Here is a 16,808-nt window from a genome sequence, read left to right as displayed (position 1 = left end):
CCATGCACCACGATTGCCCCCACCAACCACCCACCTTGCAACACCATTGCCCCCCACGACGATGCCCCCGCCTCCACAAGGAGGCGGGGGCACGAGCCAATGCTCCTCCCAGCGCGAGCGGTGGCAACTGACATAATCGATATTATCGGCGTTTAACGTCGGGAACGAAATACAGGCGCTTGAGTTCAGCGGTTGACGCTAAGGTAGCAGGTGGGCCAGGCTGGTGAGGTGATCGAGTGGCGGCTTCAGGTGTGCATGGCCCACGCCGGCGTCCGGTTCGCCTCGCAGCTGCACCGACGCCTGGTAGACGTGCTCGGCGATGCGGCCCCGTCGGAGGCCCACGTCTCACGGCTGGTCCGCACCCCACCCGAGCGGTTGAATCTGACCACGCTGGACGCGCTGTGCGTCGTCCTGTCGTGCAGCCCGGCCGACCTTCTCCAACACCACACCACCACCGACGGCTCAGAAGGCGCGTCATGAACGACGAGGTCGCCATCCAGTGTGAGCACGCCTACGAAGGGCTCGTCCAGGAGATCATCACGACCCTGCAGGAGGGTCAGGCGCGAGCGATCGCCTCGGTCGCCGAGCATCGGTTCAGGACCTACCACGCGATCGGGCGCGCCATCATCACCCGGCAGCAAGAGCGAGGCTGGGGAGCCCAGGTCATCAAACGCCTGGCCGCTGACCTGCGACTGCGGTTCCCCGAGCGCACAGGTTTGGGCGAACGGAACCTGCAGTACATGTGCACCCTGGCCCGAGAGTGGCCGGACCCTAATTGCGCAGCAGCTGCTGCGCAATTGCCGTGGGGCCACGTCATGGTCCTGCTCGACCGCCTCGACGACCCCGACGTGCGAGTCTGGTACGCCGCCCGGGCGGTCGCCGACGGGTGGAGCCGCGGCGTCCTGGAGGACCGCATCAAAGGCCGGCTGCACACCCGCGTCGGAGCCGCGCCCTCGAACTTCCCCAACCGCCTCCCGCCGGCCGACAGCGACCTGGCCCAGCAAGCCACCCGCGACCCCATCCTGCTGGACTTCCTCGGCCTGAACGGCCCCGTCCACGAGCACGCCGTCGAAGCAGCGATGATGGACAACCTCACCCGCACCATGCTCGAGCTCGGCGACGGGCTGGCCTTCGTCGGCCGCCAAGTCCCCCTACGTGTAGGAGATCACGAGTTCACCGCGGACCTGATCTTCCTGCAGTACCAACCCGCCGTTCGCTTCATCGTCGTCGAGCTGAAAGTCGGACGCTTCGAGCCGCGGGATGCCGGGCAGCTCAGCTTCTACGTAGAGGCCGTCGAGCGACACTTCCGCAACCCCTACCTGCACGCCGAGACCATCGGGATCCTGCTGTGCACCAGCCGCGACGACCAGGTCGTCGAATACTCTCTCGCCTCCACCGCCGCCCCGGTCGCCGTCGCCACCTACACCTACGACCAACTACCAGAGGACGTCCGCCAAGCCCTACCGCCAGCTGACTCCATCACCCGCGCCATCGACAACACCCAGCCTTAGCAGCCGGGCAGGCCGCCCCGAGGAGAGGATCTCGTGCCGCATCTCGACGATCGCATCGCGAAGTTCTGGACCGTGACCCCCGATGGGACATTGCACGCAGCGCTGCTGTTCGCCGGCGCCACCGAGACCTATTGCGGCATCTCTGCGCCTCACTGGCCCGTTGTCAACATCCCACCCGATGCCCCGCGGTGCCCGGAGTGTCTTCTGCTCGCCTGGGAAGCGAGCAACCGCAGCCAGACCATCAGGTGACTCGAACTCGCGGCTATCGAGAGGGCCTAACCCAGGCCTAACCCCCGCCTAACCCAACATGTCACCCGGTACGTGTCAAGGTGTTTGGGACATTTAGCCCCGGTCTTTCATGACGGTGCCGACGACGGCATCGCTGCGTGGGGTGAGTCGATGACGGTGCGCGGGTACGACATTGGGCCGGCTGGCGCTGCCGGGCTGCGGTTCTCCGGGTCGTGATGTCGTGGGCGGACGGGGGGTCAGGCGGGTTGTGGGATCGCGGCGATGTTGGCGAAGACTGCGACGATCGCGGCCGCCCATGGCCACGACTCGGGTATCCGCAAGCGTCGTCGGCGGGCGCTGTGAGTCAGCCGGGCTGGGACGTGAAGGAAGCGGTAGCGCAGCGCTTTCGGCTCACACGCCGCCAGCGACTTCGCGTCTCCGGTCAGTGCGAGGAGCCGGGTCCATGCGGTCAGGTCGGCAGCGATCTGCACCAGCATCAGCCACACCCGGTTGATCTCGAACTCCCGCGACGGGAACCGCCCCAGCCCCGAGTCCTTGGCGTGCCGGATCCGGTCCTCGACCCGAGCGTGCGCCCGATGCCGGGCCCGAGGAAAGCCAGTTGTCCGGTCGTGGTGTTGGTGACGAAGGCTTGGTAGCGCCAGCCGTCACGTTCCTCGAACAGCGACAGTTGGGCGCCGGGATGGGGTCGTTCGCGGCGCACGATGACGCGCATTCCGGTCGGCCAGCTGCTCAGGTCCAAGAGCCCGGTGAGCTCGGCGACGTCACCTCCTTCGCGGATCCCACCGTCGGCGTCGAGTGCCGGGGTCCAGACCTTCTTCGGGACCAGGTCGATGGCGTCGCGGATCTTCTCGGTGACCGCGAAACCCACGCTGTACTCCACGCTGCGGCCACGGACCCGGTTCTGCTCGGCAAGCCAGTCCAGCAGCTTGTGCGATGCGCCCGCGCCGTCGGAGCGGATGAGCAGCTTCTTGCGGTGCGTGCCGGGGATCTGCGCGATCGCGTCGGTGAGGACCTCGATGTGGTCGGCGGCGGTGTTCGAGCCGGCATTGCCAGCGCGGAGCTTGGCGGCGAGGAACTCACTCGTGTTGTCGCACCACACCCCGAGTGGGTGGAACCCGAAGGTCCGCTTGAACGTGGCCGCCGCGTTCTCCTTCTCGCTGTGGCTGATCACGATGGTCGCGTCGGTGTCGAGCACGATCAGATCGTCAAGATCGGTCCCGGCGACCTTGCTCGCCGGGACGCCGTCAGGCAGCTGGGACCAGACCTGGCGGCGGACCCGCGCCCGCGCGTTCTGGATCCTCTTCAACCGGCCAGGTGTGACCTCGTCCAGTGCCCGCCACACCGTCGGCGCCGACGCGACACGGCCCAGCACGCTGGACTGGTGGCGCAGCACGTCGATGTCGGCGATCGCCTCCCCGCCGTCGGCGAGCATCACCGCGACGTCGGTCAGCACCCTGCCGCGGTCGTGACCGGGGACGAAGTTGCGGCGGACCATCACCTTGGACAACTCGGACGTGAGGCCGACCCGGTCGGCCAGAAGGCGGGTGGCGACGCTGCCCGCATGGGCCACCACGCCGACACCATCGGAGGTCACGGACAAGCCGGTAGACCACGAAGTACGCTTCACCTACGGAGTGCCTTCCGGTTCGGAGATCTTGAGTCGTCGCAAACCCAAGTTTCCCTTGCTGGACAGGCACTTCCGTGCTTCTACGCGCCGATCACACCCGAGTCTCGTGAACGATCCGGGTTAGGCCGCTTCGGAAGTGTGGGAAGCGGAGCTGGTCTGGATGCTGGCTGGCGGCTGGTTGATCCAGGCCTTGGTCGGCACCTTGGGTGCCTGGGGGCGGCCGCCCGGGAAACGGTCGGGACGGGCCCGCCAGGCCGCGTCCAGGGTCTCTTGACGGGTCCGGCGTTGATCGCGCCAGGTCCCGTCATGGACGGAACAAGGGGTGTACAGCCCGATCCCGCAATGCCGGTGATGCTGGTTGTAGTAGCCGGCGAAATCGCGCATGAATATTTGCGCGTCGATCAGCGACCCGAAGTCGTCGGGGAAGGCAGGACAGTACTTGAGGGTTTTAAACGCCGCTTCGGAGTAGGGATTGTCGTTACTGACCTTGGGTCGCGACAACGACCTGGTGATATCCAGCGCCGACAGGAGCTGCGCGACGGTGCCCGAGGTCATCGGGCCGCCATTATCCGAATGAATGTATCGAGGCAGGACGCCGCGGTTCGCGCGGATCGCGGCATCGATGAAGTCGCGGGCCAACACCTTATCCTCACGGGTATGGACTTCGACGTGAATGATTTTCCGGGAGTAGATATCAATCATCACGTACGCGCTGTAGTACACCCCCTTGCTCGGGCCCTTGAGTTTGGTGATGTCCCAGCTGAACACCTGATCGGGGCCGGTAGCCAGCAGCTGCGGCTTGACCCGCGAGGGGTGGGAAGCGACCGCCCGCCGCTCACGAACTTGCTGGTGAGCACGCAGGATTCGGTACATCGTGGATACCGAGCACAGGTACCGGCCCTCGTCCAGCAGCGTGGCCCACACCTGCGCGGGGGCCTTATCGGCGAACCGGTCGCTGTTGAGGACCTCCAGCACAGCAGCCGTCTCAGCGGGGCTCAACGCCGAGGGCATCACCTTGGGTTTGGGCGCCCGAGACGGTCCGAACGGTTTCCTGTCCCGGGCCCGCCACCGATACACACTCGAGCGGGCAATCCCGGTCAACGCCGACGCAGCGCTGGTCCCGGCCAGGGCCTCGATCGCCTCGAACGCGGGCCACAGCACCGCGGTCACTGCTGCTTTCCCGGCGCGCTCTTGGACACCGTCTCCAAGAGCGCGTGTGCTTTTCCCATGACCTCCAACATCGATTTCGTCATGTCCAACTCGGCCTGCAACCGCACATTCTCGGCCTCTAACTGGGCCTGCCGCGAACGGTCCCGGCTCGGGGTCAGACCCGCAACCGGGGTATCCTGCAAACGGCCCTCCTCGACCGCTTTGCGCCACTTCTGCACATGAGAGTCATACAAACCCTCACGACGCAAAATCGCGCCCCGCGCCCCCGGACCGTCCGCCGCGTCATACTCCTGGACCACCGCCGCCTTAAACGCCGCCGTGAACCTACGCCGCGAAGACCGCGCCGGCCGATCCGCCTGACTCATCGTCACCGATCCATCTGCTCTCTCGCCCCGTCAACCACCACACAACCGGACCCACCGGCTGTCCCACTGCACCTTGACAGACAGGGCCTGGACAACGAGGTGCGGTTGATCGATGAGCTGCAGCAGGGACGCCAACAGCCCGGTCCACGCGCTGGGGGGCACATTTTCTCCGATGGGGATGGACAGGGCCGCTCGGTCGCGGATGTCACCTGGGAAGCGAGCCAGTCGCTGTTGCACGAGCAGTTTCTGCGTGGCGGTGACGTCGAAGTCGTGGATGCAGCAGTCGGCGAAGATCCCGCCGGACGCCGCGATATAGCTGGCCGGGGGCGGGGCGTTGTCCAGCGTCGCGGCCCGCACCGAGTGCACCGCGCCCAGCTCGCCCGACTCCACCGCCGCCCGGGCCCGGCGGTAGCCGGCATCGAACCGGCGCTGGAAGCCGATCTGTGCGAACGTGCCCGTCGCGCGCTCCAGCTCGGCCAGCTCGATGGTCTCGCCCAGGGCGGGGCTGACCGGCTTCTCGCAGAACACCGGCACCCCCTCGACCAGCGCTCGGCGCAGCAGGCCGGCGTGGGTGTCGGTGGCGCTGGCCACCACCAGCGCGTCGACGCCCGCGACGAACAGCTCGGCCGCGCCGGCGACGACGCGGGCTGTTGCCGGTGCACCCCCGGGGCCGGTCAGGCCCGCGGCCACCTGCGCCGCGCGGGCCGCGTCGAGGTCCGCGAGCAGCAACTCGTGCCCTGCCCCGGCCAGCGTGGCGGCGTGCAGCGCGCCGATGCGCCCGACGCCGGCGATCCCGATCCGCACGTTGACCTCCGGTGAGCTCGGCAGGGCCGATGGTCGGTCACAGGTAGTGGCGCTGCGCGGCCTTCTCGGCGGCGTACTCCGTGTAGGCCCGCTGCGTCGTGTCCACCTCGCTGACCTGGGCGACCGGCACGTCCCACCAGGCGCAGCCGGGCGGGTTCGGCCCGTAGAGGTCGGTCTCGATGTAGAGCAGCACCGGCCCGGAGTCCGGGCCCCCTGCGGCTGCCTTGGCGTAGTTCTCCCGGAACGCGGCCATCCCGTCGCAGCGCAGCACCTGCGCCCCCCAGCTCTCGGCGTTCTTGGCCAGGTCGATGGGGACGTTCGCGCCGTCGAGCCGCCCGCTCGCCGCGTCGCGGCGCCGGTAACGCGTGCCGAACCGCTGGCTGCCGCGGCTCTCCGAGAGCGCCCCGATCGAGGCGAACCCGTGGTTCTGCAGCAGCACGACGATGACCTTCAGACCCTCCTGCACCATCGTGGCGATCTCGGCGGGCAGCATCTGGTAGGTGCCGTCCCCGACGATCGCAACGACGTTGCGGTCGGGGTGGCCGGCCTCGTCGAGAGCCATCCGTACGCCGATGGCGGCGGGGATCTCGTAGCCCATGCAGGAGTAGGCGTACTCCAGGTGGTACTGCTCCGGCGTGCTCGCGCGCCACAGCGTCTGCAGGTCGCCCGGCATCGAGCCGGCGGCGTTGATGACGACGTCGTGCGGGGCCATCAGCTCGTTCAGCGCCCCGAAGACCTCGGTCTGGGCCGGCAGCGGGGTCTGGTCTCGGTGGTAGCACTCGTCAACGACGCGCTGCCACTCGGCGTACAGCTCCTGCCCCCGCTTGCTCCAGGCACCATCCGCGCGCCAGCCGGCCAGGGCGCCGCGAAGGGCGTCCAGCCCCTCGCGGGCGTCGGCGAGCAGCATCTGCGCCGAGTGCTTGGCGGCGTCGAAGCTGCCCACGTTGAGGTTGACGAACCGTACGTCGGGGTCGGCGAAGATCGTGTGACTCGCGGTGGTGAAGTCGCTGTACCGGGTGCCGATCCCGATGACCAGGTCGGCCTCGCGGGCCAGCGTATTGGCGGCGTTGTTTCCCGTGGAACCGACCCCGCCGACGGCGCACTCGTGGTCCCAGTTGATGGCGCCCTTGCCGGCCTGCGTGTCGGCCACGGGGATCCCCGTCGCGGCCGCGAACGCGCGCAACGCCTCGCTGGCGCCGGAATAGATCACGCCGCCGCCGGCGACGACGAGCGGCCGCTGGGCGGCGCGGATCGCCTTGACCGCGCGGGCCAGAGCCGCGGGCTCGGGCACCGGGCGGCCCACGTGCCAGACCCGCTTGCGGAAGAACTCGACCGGGAAGTCGTAGGCCTCGGCCTGGACGTCCTGCGGCAGCGACACCGTCGCCGCGCCCGTCTCGACGGGGTCGGTGAGGACGCGGCAGGCGCCGAGCAGGGCAGGGATGAGCTGCTCGGGGCGGCTCACCCGGTCGAAGAACCGGGACACCGGCCGGAAGGCGTCGTTGACGGTGACGTCGTAGGCGTACGGCTGCTCCAGCTGTTGCAGCACGGGATCGGGCTGGCGGGTCGCGAAGGTGTCGCTCGGCAGGATCAGGACCGGCAGCCGGTTGGTCGTCGCCAGCGCCGCGCCCGTCACCATGTTGGTCGCGCCCGGACCGATCGAGCTGGTCACGGCCATGGTCTGCAGCCGTTCGGTGGTCTTCGCCCAGGCCACCGCCGCGTGCACCCCGGCCTGCTCGTTGCGGATCAGATAGTAGGGCAGCTCGGGTTCGGGCGCCCCGCCGGGCGCGTCGGCCGCCAGCTCGGCCTGCAGCAGCGCCTGGCCGACGCCGCAGACGTTGCCGTGCCCGAAGATCCCGTAGACCCCCGCGAACAGCCGGCGCTCGACGCCGTCGCGCTCGGTCCACTGGTTTGCGAGGAAACGCACAACGGCCTGGCCGACGGTCAGGCGAACGGTCTGGGTCATCGGGACTCCCTCGTCACGGCGTTCATGGCTTCTCGCTCACAGCGACCGTTCGTGACCTGCCCTTTGGGTGCCATGGCACCCTTTGCGCTGGTCACGAACGGTCGCCCTGTGGATAACACGGCTCAGGCCTTGGGGACCAGCACGTCGACGACGATCTGCTCCAGCTCGGCGTCGGCGGCCAGGAACTGGCGCAGCGTCTTGCGGGTCGCGCCGAAGCTGTCGAACTCCTCCGGCGTCATGCCGTCCACGTCGTACGCCTTGCGGAACTCCGGCATCTGCGTCGACAGCGTCTCGACGACGGCGGGGTCGACCGGCACGTCCATCCTCGGCTGCGGGTCGATGCCGCTGCCCTGGAAGCGTTGCTGCCACGCGAACGGCGGGGAGAGCACGATGGCGCCGCCGACGAACTCCGTCCACTGCAGCGCGTTACGGTAGGCCGCCGCGAGCAGCCGGGCGCGCAGACCGCGCGCGCCGAACTCGGCGTACGCCTTCTTCATCACCGCGACGCCCGCCCACTCCAGATAGCCGGGGTCGAAGCAGAGCTTGTCGGCCGCGTAGCAGTCCTTCAGCCAGTCGTCGATCCGCCCGACCATGATCGTCACGACCGGCCCCATGTCCGCCACGGACTTGCCCTCGGCCTCGCGCCGCTTCAGCCCGCGCTCGATGGCCTCGCCCGCCTGGACGGCCTGGGCGACGGTGAAGGAGACGGTGACGTTGACGGACACCCCGCGGTACGTCGCGTCCTCGATGGCCACCAGGCCGACCGAGGTGGCCGGGATCTTGACGATGATGTTCTTGGCCAGGCCGTGGAAGTGTTCCGCCTGGTCGGCGAGGGCCTTGGCGTCGCGGTGCAGCCGCGGGTCGGTCTGCATGGAGAGGCGCCCGTTGACCCCGGCGTACTTCTCGAAGGCCGGCTCGAGCAGCTTGGCCGCGTCGATGGAGAGCTCCTCGACCACGCGCCAGCCGATCTCGGCCTCCCTCATGGTGGGGTGTTCGGCGGCGATCTCGGCGATGCGCTGGGTCCACCGGGGCATGTCGGCCTTGACGCAGTTCACCGCGATGACCGGGTTGCAGGTCGCGCCGACCGCGCCGTACGAGATGGACTCGGTCAGCTCCCTGGGGTCGGCGGAGTCGTTCCAGAGGACGGTGGGGCCGGCCTCGGTCATCGTGTTGAGCGGGCGCGGGTTGGGGCTCATCGCTGGACCTTTCGGCGGTCGTCGGCGGGCGGCGGAGGCGGTCCGGCTGGTGGTACGGCGGGCCTCGACCGCTCCATTCAAGCCGCGGGCCGCAGTCGCTGTCAACCTATTGTGCGAACATTCAGACAACTGAATTTGCGACCTTTGTCGGCCTCCTCACGGTCGGCCCAGGCCGATCCGGCCGGCCACCCCGGCAGAATCCTCAGACATGGCACGGATCATCGACGACACCTTCATCCGCACGGAGCTCGGGGCGCCGCAGGCCGTGGCGTGGATGCGCGAGGCGCTGGTCGCGCACTCCGCGGGCGACCTGGTCGGGCCGGCCAGGGTGACGGCGAACCTCGACGATGGCCTGCTGGTCTTCACGGCGGGACGGCTGCGCGGGGAGTGGTACGGGTTCCGGTCCTACGCCACCCTGCCGTTGCCGGGCGGCCGGGCCGCCGAGCAGCTGACCGTCGTGCACGACGAGGCGACGGGCGAGGTCCGGGGCATCGCCATCGGCCACGAGCTCGAGCCCCGCCGCACGGGCGCCCTCGGCGGGGTCGCTGCGGGGGCGCTGGCCCGGCGGGACGCGAGCACGCTGGCGCTGATCGGCACGGGCACCCAGGCGTACGCGCAGCTCTGGGCCATCAACGCCGGCCACACCCTCACCGAGGTGCGCGTGTACTCGCCCACGCCGGGCAAGCCGCAGGCGTTCGCCGGGCGCGCCGCGGCCGAGCTGGGCCTCGACGTACGGCCCTGCGCCACCGCCCGGGACGCCGTCGCGGGGGCCGACCTGATCGTGCTCGCGACGACGGCCAGGGAGCCGGTGATCGAGACGGCGTGGATCGAACCGGGGGCGTACGTGGCCAGCGTCGGTCCCAAGGCCCGCGGGGCCTCGGAGCTGCCCGCCGACCTCGGCGCCGCCTGCGACGTCATCGTCTCCGACTCGCCGCACCAGTGGGCGGACATGGCGCCGACCGCGCTCGGCGAGGACGGGCCGCCCGTCGAGGGGTTGGGCGACGTGGTGGCGGGCCTGGTGCCCGGGCGCACGACCGCGGCCCAGCGCACGCTCTACCTGTCGACCGGCCTCGCGGGGACCGAGGCCTACCTGCTGGCCCGGCTCGTCGGCCGCTGAGCGGCGTCGGCGGGCGGCCCCGCTGAGCGGCGGCGGTTTGGTCGGCCGCTGACGGGGGCGCCCCGGTCCGTCAGTCCGCGAGGGCCTCGGTGAGCACCTCGGCCAGCGCGGCCACGTCGGTGTACTGCGGGAACTGACCGGCGTCGAGCCGGCGCAGGCGCATGTGCTTCGCCTCCGCGAGCGGCGCGTGGTTCAGGTCGACGTTGCTGTCGAAGCCGTGCTCCAGGAACACGAACCAGGTGGGGACGGTCAGGCGGGTGTAGAGGTCGACGTCGGGGTAGTACTCGTGGTCGCGGTCCACCCGCTGCGCGGCGAGGACTGTCGAGGCCGTCGGGGTGTTCATCCACGTGTCGTCCGGGCCGAACACCAGCGAGTGCCCCACCTCGTCGTAGTAGCCGGCCCCGAGGTCGGTGAGCATCCAGTCGCGGGCCGCGGTGGCCACCATCTCGTGCTGGAACGTCTCCGCAGAGTCGCGACCCAGGCCCGTCTCACCGAGCCGGAACCGCTCCCGCAGGAGTCGCTCGAAGTGGGGGTCTTCGGCCAGGGGCACCGACTGGGCGATGCGGGTCATCGTGCCCCCGACCAGCATGAGACCGGAAAAGGCGTCGGGCTCCTTGATGGCGGCGACGACGGCCGCCCAGATCGACGTGTCGTGCGCGACCAGGAACGGCCGATCGAGTCCCGCCCCGCGCGCGGCGGTGGCCAGGTGGCGCCAGCTGTCGTCGGCGGAGCGCATCGGCACGGTCGAGTGGGCATGGCCCGGCAGGTCCAGCGAGAACGGCCGGCACCGGTCGCTGACCGTCTCGGCAAACGCCCGCCACTGGGGGCCGCAGAAGCCCACACCGTGCAGAAAGAGCACGTCACGACCACTTCCGCCGTACGACTGCACGGCGATCCGGCCGCCCGGCACCTCGACGAGCGTCTCCTGCATGGCCATCTCCTCACCGCTACCACCGGCAGCCATTCCACGATTCGTCGCGCCCGACATGGCTTTTCGGCTTTCTGATCGGCGCAGACGCTGCTCGCCGGAGATGTTTTCCGCAGCCGGTTCGCGGCTCCCCCCTGAGCCGTTCCGGCCCGTGTGGGCACTGACCCACGCTAGCCCAGCCCGGGGCGGTCTGCGCGATCCCCTGGCGCCATGTCGGACGCGTGTCCTACTCTGAAAACGGCCTCGTGGCCGACAACATCGCGTGTCACAGGGGGTGCCGCGGCCGGCCGAGGGGCGAAGGGGGCAACGAATGACCTGGTCGTCGATGCAACGTGGGGACGCCGACGACGCCGAAGAGCCGGGGCGCGGCCAGCAACCGCCCGCGCCCGAGCGCCCCGCCCGCTCTCGCGTTCCCCGGCACTGACGCGCTCCCCCGGCACGCACGCGTTTCCCGGCCCCGACGCGTCTCCTGGCCCCGACGCGCGGGGCATCGGCCGACGTTACCGGTGCGGCACCGGCGAACGACGTACGGCGCCGTCGCCGGTGACCGTTCCCGTCGCCCGCGGCACGGGCGAGGCTGCGGACGCCGTACGGCCTTCCGCCGCAACCCCGCTCGCCGCCATCTGCAACTTCCGGTGGGAGCGGAGGGAGGCGGCTCGGGCGTACGTCGCATGCCGTACGTCGCGGACGCTCGCCCACGCGGCCCGGACGGCGGCGCGTCGCGTCGTGCCGCACTCGCGCAGGACCGCCGAGTGGTCGAGAGCCAGGACGGCGGTCCCCCCGACCCCCGCCGCCCACCACAAGGCCCGCAACGCCCACTGTCGCGCCCGGCCCCACCGCGCCAGGTCCACCGCGATGCGCGACTCGACGAACGGGACGTGCCCCAGCTCGTCCGCGAGGATCCGGCGGGCCACCCCGCGGATGACCGGGTCGGGGGCTCCTTCGGCGAGGCGACCGTAGTAGACCAGCGCCACGCCCTCCGCGACCGCGATGACCGACAGCTCGGTCGCGACCCCCATGCTCCGGCGCGCCACCACGAACGCCGCGTCGCTCCAGTGCCGCTCGATCGGCACCGCCCCGAACCGCGCCAGCAGGACCCGGAGCAGCCGGGCGTGGCCACGCTCCTCCGCGACGAACGCGCGGGTGGCGGGCAGGACGTCGTCCTCCCAGCCGCGGGCGAGCTCCCCCAGCAGGTGGGCCCCGTCGCCCGACTCGCCGACCTGGAACCGTTGCAGCGAGGCGGCCCACGCGCGCTGCCGGTGGGTCGGCATCGTTACCGGCTCGCCCCAGTCGATCGCGCACTCCAGGGCGTCCTGCGTCGCGGCGTTCTCCTCGAAGTAGTCGGCCCAAGCAGCCCAGTCGGGTTCCCCGGAGGCCCGGTCGGGCACGGTGCGGGCCGGCGCCGAGGCGAAGGCCGGCATGAGGAGCGGAGTCAGGGTCATGCGCTGGACCGTAGGCGGCGCGGATGAGGGCAGCCTGTGCGCCATCCGCGAAAACCCGGTGCTGACTCGGGTTCGCTGGGGTTGACTGCCCGCATGGACACGGGGTCCCCGGGGCCGCAGGAGACGCCGCTGGCGGGCGGCCAGACGAGCGTGGTGGTCCGGGTCGGGGACACCGTCCGGCGCGGCGCCGGGCCCTGGACGCCCCTGGTGCACGCGCTGCTGCGGCACGTTCGGGCGCGCGGGTTCGTCGGGGTGCCGGAACCGATGGGGTACGACGCGTCGGGGCGGGAAGTCCTGTCGTACGTCGTGGGCGAGGTCGGGATCCTCGGCGGCGGGGTGGTGCTCGCGCCGTGGTTCCGCACCGGGCAGGCGTGTGCCGAGGTGGGGCGGTGGCTGCGCGGATTCCACGACGCCCAGGCCGGTTTCGACCCGTCGACCGTCGCGCTGCTGCCCGGCCCGGCGGGGGCCACGCGCACCTGGCGCCTGGCGCCGGCCGGACCGCTGGCGCCCGGCGAGGTGGTCTGCCATCGCGACGTCTCGCCGTACAACGCCGTCCGCACCCCCGACGCGCGCCTGGTCCTCCTCGACTTCGACTTCGCCCGGCCCGGTGACCCCGTGGAGGACCTGGCCTGGGCAGCCTGGCGCTGGGTGCCGCTGATGGCGGACGACGCGATGGTGCTTCGGGAGTACGGCGTCCTGCCCGGCATGCCGGAGCGGGCCGAGCGGCTGTTGGCGCTGTGCGAGGGCTACGGGGCGAGCGCGGTCCAGCGGCGTGGGTTGCTCGACGCGGTGCAGGAGGCCCAGCGCCGTGATGGCGCCGACCTGCGGGATCTCGCCGGGTCCGATCCCGCGTTCGCGGCGCTCGTCGCCGGTGGCGGGGCGGAGGCGGCGGACCGCGACGCGGCGTGGGTGGGCGGGCGCGCCGAGGAGCTGGGTGCTCTGGTGTGAACTCCTCGGCGTGGTCCCGGCGAGCCAGGGTCCCCCCGGCGGCCAGATCCGAGTCGGTGCAGGTGACTCGGCTTCGGAGCCGACGTCAAGGTCACTTAGAGGCGACGCAGCGTCTCCTCGTCGCGCTCGCCGCCGTAGTGGCGGTCCAGCACCTGGGCGAACACCGAGCCGTCGAGGACTGGCCGGCCCGGCTGATCTGCCGGGTCCGGCTGGTCGGCCGCGGCCGCCTCGAACAGGGTCATCGAGCTGCGCAGCTTCACCGCGTCGATGCCGCCGAGCAGGGCGCCGACGTCCCGAGCCGGCGCGTGAAGCGCCGCCTGCGCCGCCTCGACCAGCCGGGGGCCGAGGACGGGATGGGCCAGGTAGGCGCGGGCCTGGGCGAGGTCGGTGATCGCGTACCGCTGCGCCATCGCGCTGAATCCCAGCCCGCTGATCTGCGGGAACACGAACCACATCCAGTGGCTGGTCTTGCGCCCGCGGCGCAGCTCGGACAGGGCCGTCGCGTAGGTCCCGCCCGAGTCCTGCGCGGTGACGAAGTGTTCCAGGTCGCTGCTCATGGCCGCACAGTGCCCCGTGGTTGCGGCGCGCACACCTGTCCCCCCCGCCCCGCGTCCGGGGTCAAAGTGCCGTGGGGCGATGGCGTACGGCGTCGTACGTGGCCTCCAGCGCCCGTTGGCTCGCCGCGAACGTCCGCTGCGCGAGCCCCACGAAGACGCAGTCCACGACGGTGAGCTGGGCCAGCCGGGAGGCGGTGGCGCCGGACCGGAACATCGTCTCCGTGGCCGCCGTGAGCAGGACGTGGTCCGCGGCCCGCGCGAGGGGGGCGAGCGGGGAGTTCGTCACCGCGACCGTCGTCGCCCCCGCCCGGCGCGCCACCAGCAACGCGTCCAGCGTGTCGTTCGTCGCCCCCGTGTGCGAGATCGCGACCGCGACGTCCGCGGCGGTCAGGAGCGCCGCCGACGTCACCCCGAGGTGGGCGTCGCTGAACGCCGAGGCGAACCGCCCGATGCGGGTGAGCTTTTGCTGCAGGTCGGCGGCGACGATCCCGGAGGCGCCCACCCCGTAGAGGTCGATCCGGCGCGCGTCGGCCAGCGCGTCGATGACTCGTTCCAGCGCGACGACGTCGAGCGCGGCGGCGGTCTCCTGGACGGCCCGGACGTCGGCGGCGACGATCTTGGCGACGACCGAGGCGAGGTCGTCTCCGGCGCGGATATCACCCTCAGCCCCGGCCTCGCCGGCCCGCGCCGTACCGCCGGCCGCGTCCCGAGCGAGGGCCAGGCGCAGCTGGGGGTAGCCGTCCAGCCCCAGGCCGTGGGCCAGCCGAAGCACCGAGCTGGGCGAGGATCCCGCCGCGGTCGCGAGGTCCGAGATCGACAGGCCGGCCGCAGCGCCGGGGTCAGCGAGCACGACGGCCGCGACGCGCCGCAGGGCGGGGGCGAGGTAGTCGAGTTGACCCCGCAGGCGCACGGTGACCGGGGCGGCGTCGGTCACGGGGCCTCCCGCCCCTCTCGCCGTACCGCGTCCGCCGCCGCCCGGATCCCCGAGGGGTCGCCGCGACGCCCGGGATCGGCCGGGTGATCGGCCAGCGCCTCGGTGACGGCAGCCGACGCCGCGTCGCCGGGGGGCAGGCCGGCGATCAGGGCGACGAGCGCACGACGTACGTCCCCTCCCGCCGCCGCCAGCGCCGCCGCGCAGTCCTCCTCGGGGCGGCCGCTGCCTTGAGCAAGCATGCGTACGGAGCGAGCGCGCAGCTTCGCGTTGGTGGGGACCATGGCGATCATGAGGTTTCCGTAGGTCTTGCCGAGCCGCACCATCGCGGCGGTCGAGACCGCGTTGAGCACCATCTTCTGGGCCGTCGCCGCCTTCATCCGGGTCGAGCCGGTGACCACCTCCGGCCCGGTGTCCGGCAGGACCGCCACGTCGGCGAGGGCCGCCAGCGGCGCGGCCGGGTTGGCCGAGACGAGCACGGTGGGCAGGCCGCCGCGGCGCGCCCCCTCCAGCGCGCCGCGGACGTAAGGGGTCCGCCCGCTCGCGGCGATGCCGATGACCAGGTCGGCTGGCCCGAACGTCGCGGCGAGCGCCGCGCCCGCCGCGTCGTCGTCCTCCGCGCCCTCCGCCGCCCGGACCATCGCGTCGGCTCCCCCGGCGAGGTGGGCGCGGAAGGATTCGGAGCCGACGTGGTACGTCGGGAGCAGCTCGACCGCGTCCAGCACGCCCATCCGCCCGGAGGTCCCCGAGCCGACGTAGTGCACGACCCCGCTCGCGCGCAGGGTGGCCACGACGAGGTCGGCTGCGCGCGCGATGTCCGCGGCCACCGCCCGGACCGCGCCGGCGACGGTGGCATCCGCGTCGAGGATCACGCCGACGACCCCGGCCGTGTCGAGCGTGTCGATCGCCGCCGACGCGGCCAGGGGTTGCTCGGTGCTCCAGCCGAGGTCCGGCCCGTTCGCTTCCGTCTCGGTCTCCCCGGCCACCTCCGTCGCGGTCGCCCCGGCCTCCGTCGCAGTCTCCCCGGCCTCCGTCACCTCAGTCGCCGAGTGACCGTTCGTGACCTGCGCTTTGGGTGCCACGGCACCCTTTGCGCAGGTCACGAACGGTCGTTCCCCCGCCACGTCGGCTGCGATGACGAGCCGGGTCGGGGTCGCGGTCGGGCGCGGGGTGGCGAGGGCGGCGGCGAGGCCGCCGGAGACGTACGGCGGGGTCAGCGAGCCCAATACCGCCGCATGCCGCGCCCCGGTGACCGGCCCCCGCGGGCTGGTCAGCACGCCGGGTAGCCCGTGCACGGCCAGCCAACCGAGCACTGCCATGAGGTAGCCCTCCTTGGCGACGGCGGGCAGCCCGAGGTCGTCCGTGCTGAGCACCGGGATCCCGGCGAGCGCCCGGATCCGGGCCAGCAGCACCGGATTCCGCACGCCGCCTCCCGAGACGACGATCCGCCGGACCGGCTCGGGGCCACCGGCCGTCGTGATCGCCGCCACGACCGTGCGGGCGGTGAGCTCGACCAGCGTCGCCAGCAGGTCGGGGCCGACGAGCGCCGGGACCCCGCGCTCGGCCAAGAGTTGGGCGACGTAGCCGGCGTGGAAGTAATCGCGGCCCGTGGACTTGGGCAGCGGACGCGCGTAATAGGGGTCGCTGAGCAGCGCCGACAGCGCTCGTTCGTCGACCCGACCGGCGGCCGCGAGCCGACCGTCGATGTCGCAGGAGCGCCCCAGCTCGGCCGCCGCGGCGTCGATGAGTCCGTTTGCCGGGCCGGTATCGCCCGCCACGACGCCGCCGGCGGTGCCGACGATCGTGACGTTCGCGATGCCGCCGAGGTTGACCGCGGCCGTCGGGGCGGCGCCCAGCCAGAGCGCGTCGAGCAGGCTGGCCAGCGGGGCGCCCTGGCCACCCGCCGCGATGTCCGCGGCGCGCAGGTCGGACACGACGGGCAGGCCGGTGGCGGCGTGCACGTACGCCGCGGCGCCCACCTGCAACGATCCGCTGACCTG

General features: G+C 71.6%; 15 protein-coding genes and 1 pseudogene. 5 read left to right on the top strand and 11 right to left on the bottom strand.

Annotation, left to right across the window (positions count from 1 at the left end):
* Nucleotides 1-228: 228 nt before the first annotated feature.
* Genes IPK37_09455 through IPK37_09445 form a run of 3 tightly spaced genes read left to right on the top strand, consistent with a single transcriptional unit; the run spans nucleotide 229 to nucleotide 1,760 of the window.
* Complete coding sequence (locus IPK37_09455) at nucleotides 229-480, top strand: helix-turn-helix transcriptional regulator (GenBank protein ID QQS02497.1); 252 nt, start codon at nucleotides 229-231, stop codon at nucleotides 478-480.
* The gene (locus IPK37_09450) at nucleotides 477-1,511 is read left to right on the top strand and encodes a DUF1016 family protein (protein QQS02496.1); all 1,035 of its coding nucleotides are present in this window, start codon (nucleotides 477-479) and stop codon (nucleotides 1,509-1,511) included. The genes IPK37_09455 and IPK37_09450 overlap by 4 nt, the downstream gene beginning before the upstream one ends.
* A gap of 33 nt (nucleotides 1,512-1,544) precedes the next feature.
* Nucleotides 1,545-1,760, top strand: a complete 216-nt coding sequence (locus IPK37_09445; GenBank protein ID QQS02495.1) for a hypothetical protein — start codon at nucleotides 1,545-1,547, stop codon at nucleotides 1,758-1,760.
* Between the two features lie 236 nt (nucleotides 1,761-1,996).
* Here the strand turns inward: IPK37_09445 and IPK37_09440 are convergent.
* From IPK37_09440 to IPK37_09415, 6 genes and pseudogenes are all read right to left on the bottom strand, one after another.
* Nucleotides 1,997-3,387, bottom strand: a pseudogene (locus tag IPK37_09440) (IS1380 family transposase).
* 120 nt (nucleotides 3,388-3,507) lie between these two features.
* Nucleotides 3,508-4,557: a DDE-type integrase/transposase/recombinase gene (locus IPK37_09435; protein QQS02494.1), complete on the bottom strand. Its 1,050-nt coding sequence runs from the start codon at nucleotides 4,555-4,557 to the stop codon at nucleotides 3,508-3,510.
* A complete protein-coding gene (locus IPK37_09430; protein QQS02493.1) occupies nucleotides 4,554-4,922 on the bottom strand; it encodes a transposase in 369 nt (122 codons plus the stop codon). Before IPK37_09430 ends, IPK37_09435 begins: the two co-directional genes overlap by 4 nt.
* A gap of 30 nt (nucleotides 4,923-4,952) precedes the next feature.
* Nucleotides 4,953-5,726 carry a Gfo/Idh/MocA family oxidoreductase gene (locus IPK37_09425; protein ID QQS02492.1) on the bottom strand — a complete coding sequence of 258 codons (774 nt, stop codon included), beginning with the start codon at nucleotides 5,724-5,726 and terminating at the stop codon, nucleotides 4,953-4,955.
* A gap of 37 nt (nucleotides 5,727-5,763) precedes the next feature.
* Nucleotides 5,764-7,689, bottom strand: a complete 1,926-nt coding sequence (gene iolD, locus IPK37_09420; protein QQS02491.1) for a 3D-(3,5/4)-trihydroxycyclohexane-1,2-dione acylhydrolase (decyclizing) — start codon at nucleotides 7,687-7,689, stop codon at nucleotides 5,764-5,766.
* 122 nt (nucleotides 7,690-7,811) lie between these two features.
* The gene (locus IPK37_09415; GenBank protein QQS02490.1) at nucleotides 7,812-8,885 is read right to left on the bottom strand and encodes a transaldolase family protein; all 1,074 of its coding nucleotides are present in this window, start codon (nucleotides 8,883-8,885) and stop codon (nucleotides 7,812-7,814) included.
* Nucleotides 8,886-9,093: 208 nt separating this feature from the next.
* On the opposite strand from IPK37_09415, the gene IPK37_09410 reads away from it, so the two are divergent.
* Nucleotides 9,094-10,002, top strand: coding sequence for an ornithine cyclodeaminase family protein (locus IPK37_09410; protein QQS02489.1), 909 nt, complete (start codon nucleotides 9,094-9,096; stop codon nucleotides 10,000-10,002).
* 70 nt (nucleotides 10,003-10,072) lie between these two features.
* Here IPK37_09410 and IPK37_09405 read toward each other — a convergent pair whose 3' ends face one another.
* Together IPK37_09405 and IPK37_09400 are read right to left on the bottom strand one after the other, a co-directional pair.
* The gene (locus IPK37_09405; protein QQS02488.1) at nucleotides 10,073-10,933 is read right to left on the bottom strand and encodes an alpha/beta hydrolase; all 861 of its coding nucleotides are present in this window, start codon (nucleotides 10,931-10,933) and stop codon (nucleotides 10,073-10,075) included.
* Between the two features lie 497 nt (nucleotides 10,934-11,430).
* Complete coding sequence (locus IPK37_09400; protein QQS02487.1) at nucleotides 11,431-12,372, bottom strand: ferritin-like domain-containing protein; 942 nt, start codon at nucleotides 12,370-12,372, stop codon at nucleotides 11,431-11,433.
* Between the two features lie 93 nt (nucleotides 12,373-12,465).
* Between IPK37_09400 and IPK37_09395 the strand changes: the two genes are divergently transcribed.
* Nucleotides 12,466-13,320, top strand: a complete 855-nt coding sequence (locus tag IPK37_09395) for an aminoglycoside phosphotransferase family protein (protein ID QQS02486.1) — start codon at nucleotides 12,466-12,468, stop codon at nucleotides 13,318-13,320.
* A gap of 95 nt (nucleotides 13,321-13,415) precedes the next feature.
* Here IPK37_09395 and IPK37_09390 read toward each other — a convergent pair whose 3' ends face one another.
* From IPK37_09390 to IPK37_09380, 3 genes are all read right to left on the bottom strand, one after another.
* On the bottom strand, nucleotides 13,416-13,877 hold the full coding sequence (locus IPK37_09390) for a DUF1810 domain-containing protein (protein ID QQS02485.1): 462 nt from the start codon (nucleotides 13,875-13,877) through the stop codon (nucleotides 13,416-13,418).
* Nucleotides 13,878-13,938: 61 nt separating this feature from the next.
* Nucleotides 13,939-14,787 carry a MurR/RpiR family transcriptional regulator gene (locus tag IPK37_09385; protein QQS02784.1) on the bottom strand — a complete coding sequence of 283 codons (849 nt, stop codon included), beginning with the start codon at nucleotides 14,785-14,787 and terminating at the stop codon, nucleotides 13,939-13,941.
* A 20-nt stretch (nucleotides 14,788-14,807) separates the two neighbouring features.
* Entirely contained in the window at nucleotides 14,808-16,127 is a 1,320-nt protein-coding gene (locus IPK37_09380; GenBank protein ID QQS02783.1) for an N-acetylmuramic acid 6-phosphate etherase, read from the bottom strand.
* Nucleotides 16,128-16,808 lie beyond the last annotated feature (681 nt).

Origin of the sequence: Austwickia sp. (assembly GCA_016699675.1) — a bacterium.
In the GTDB taxonomy this organism is placed as follows: Bacteria; Actinomycetota; Actinomycetes; order Actinomycetales; family Dermatophilaceae; genus Austwickia.
This window is presented reverse-complemented; position numbering and strand designations above follow the sequence as displayed.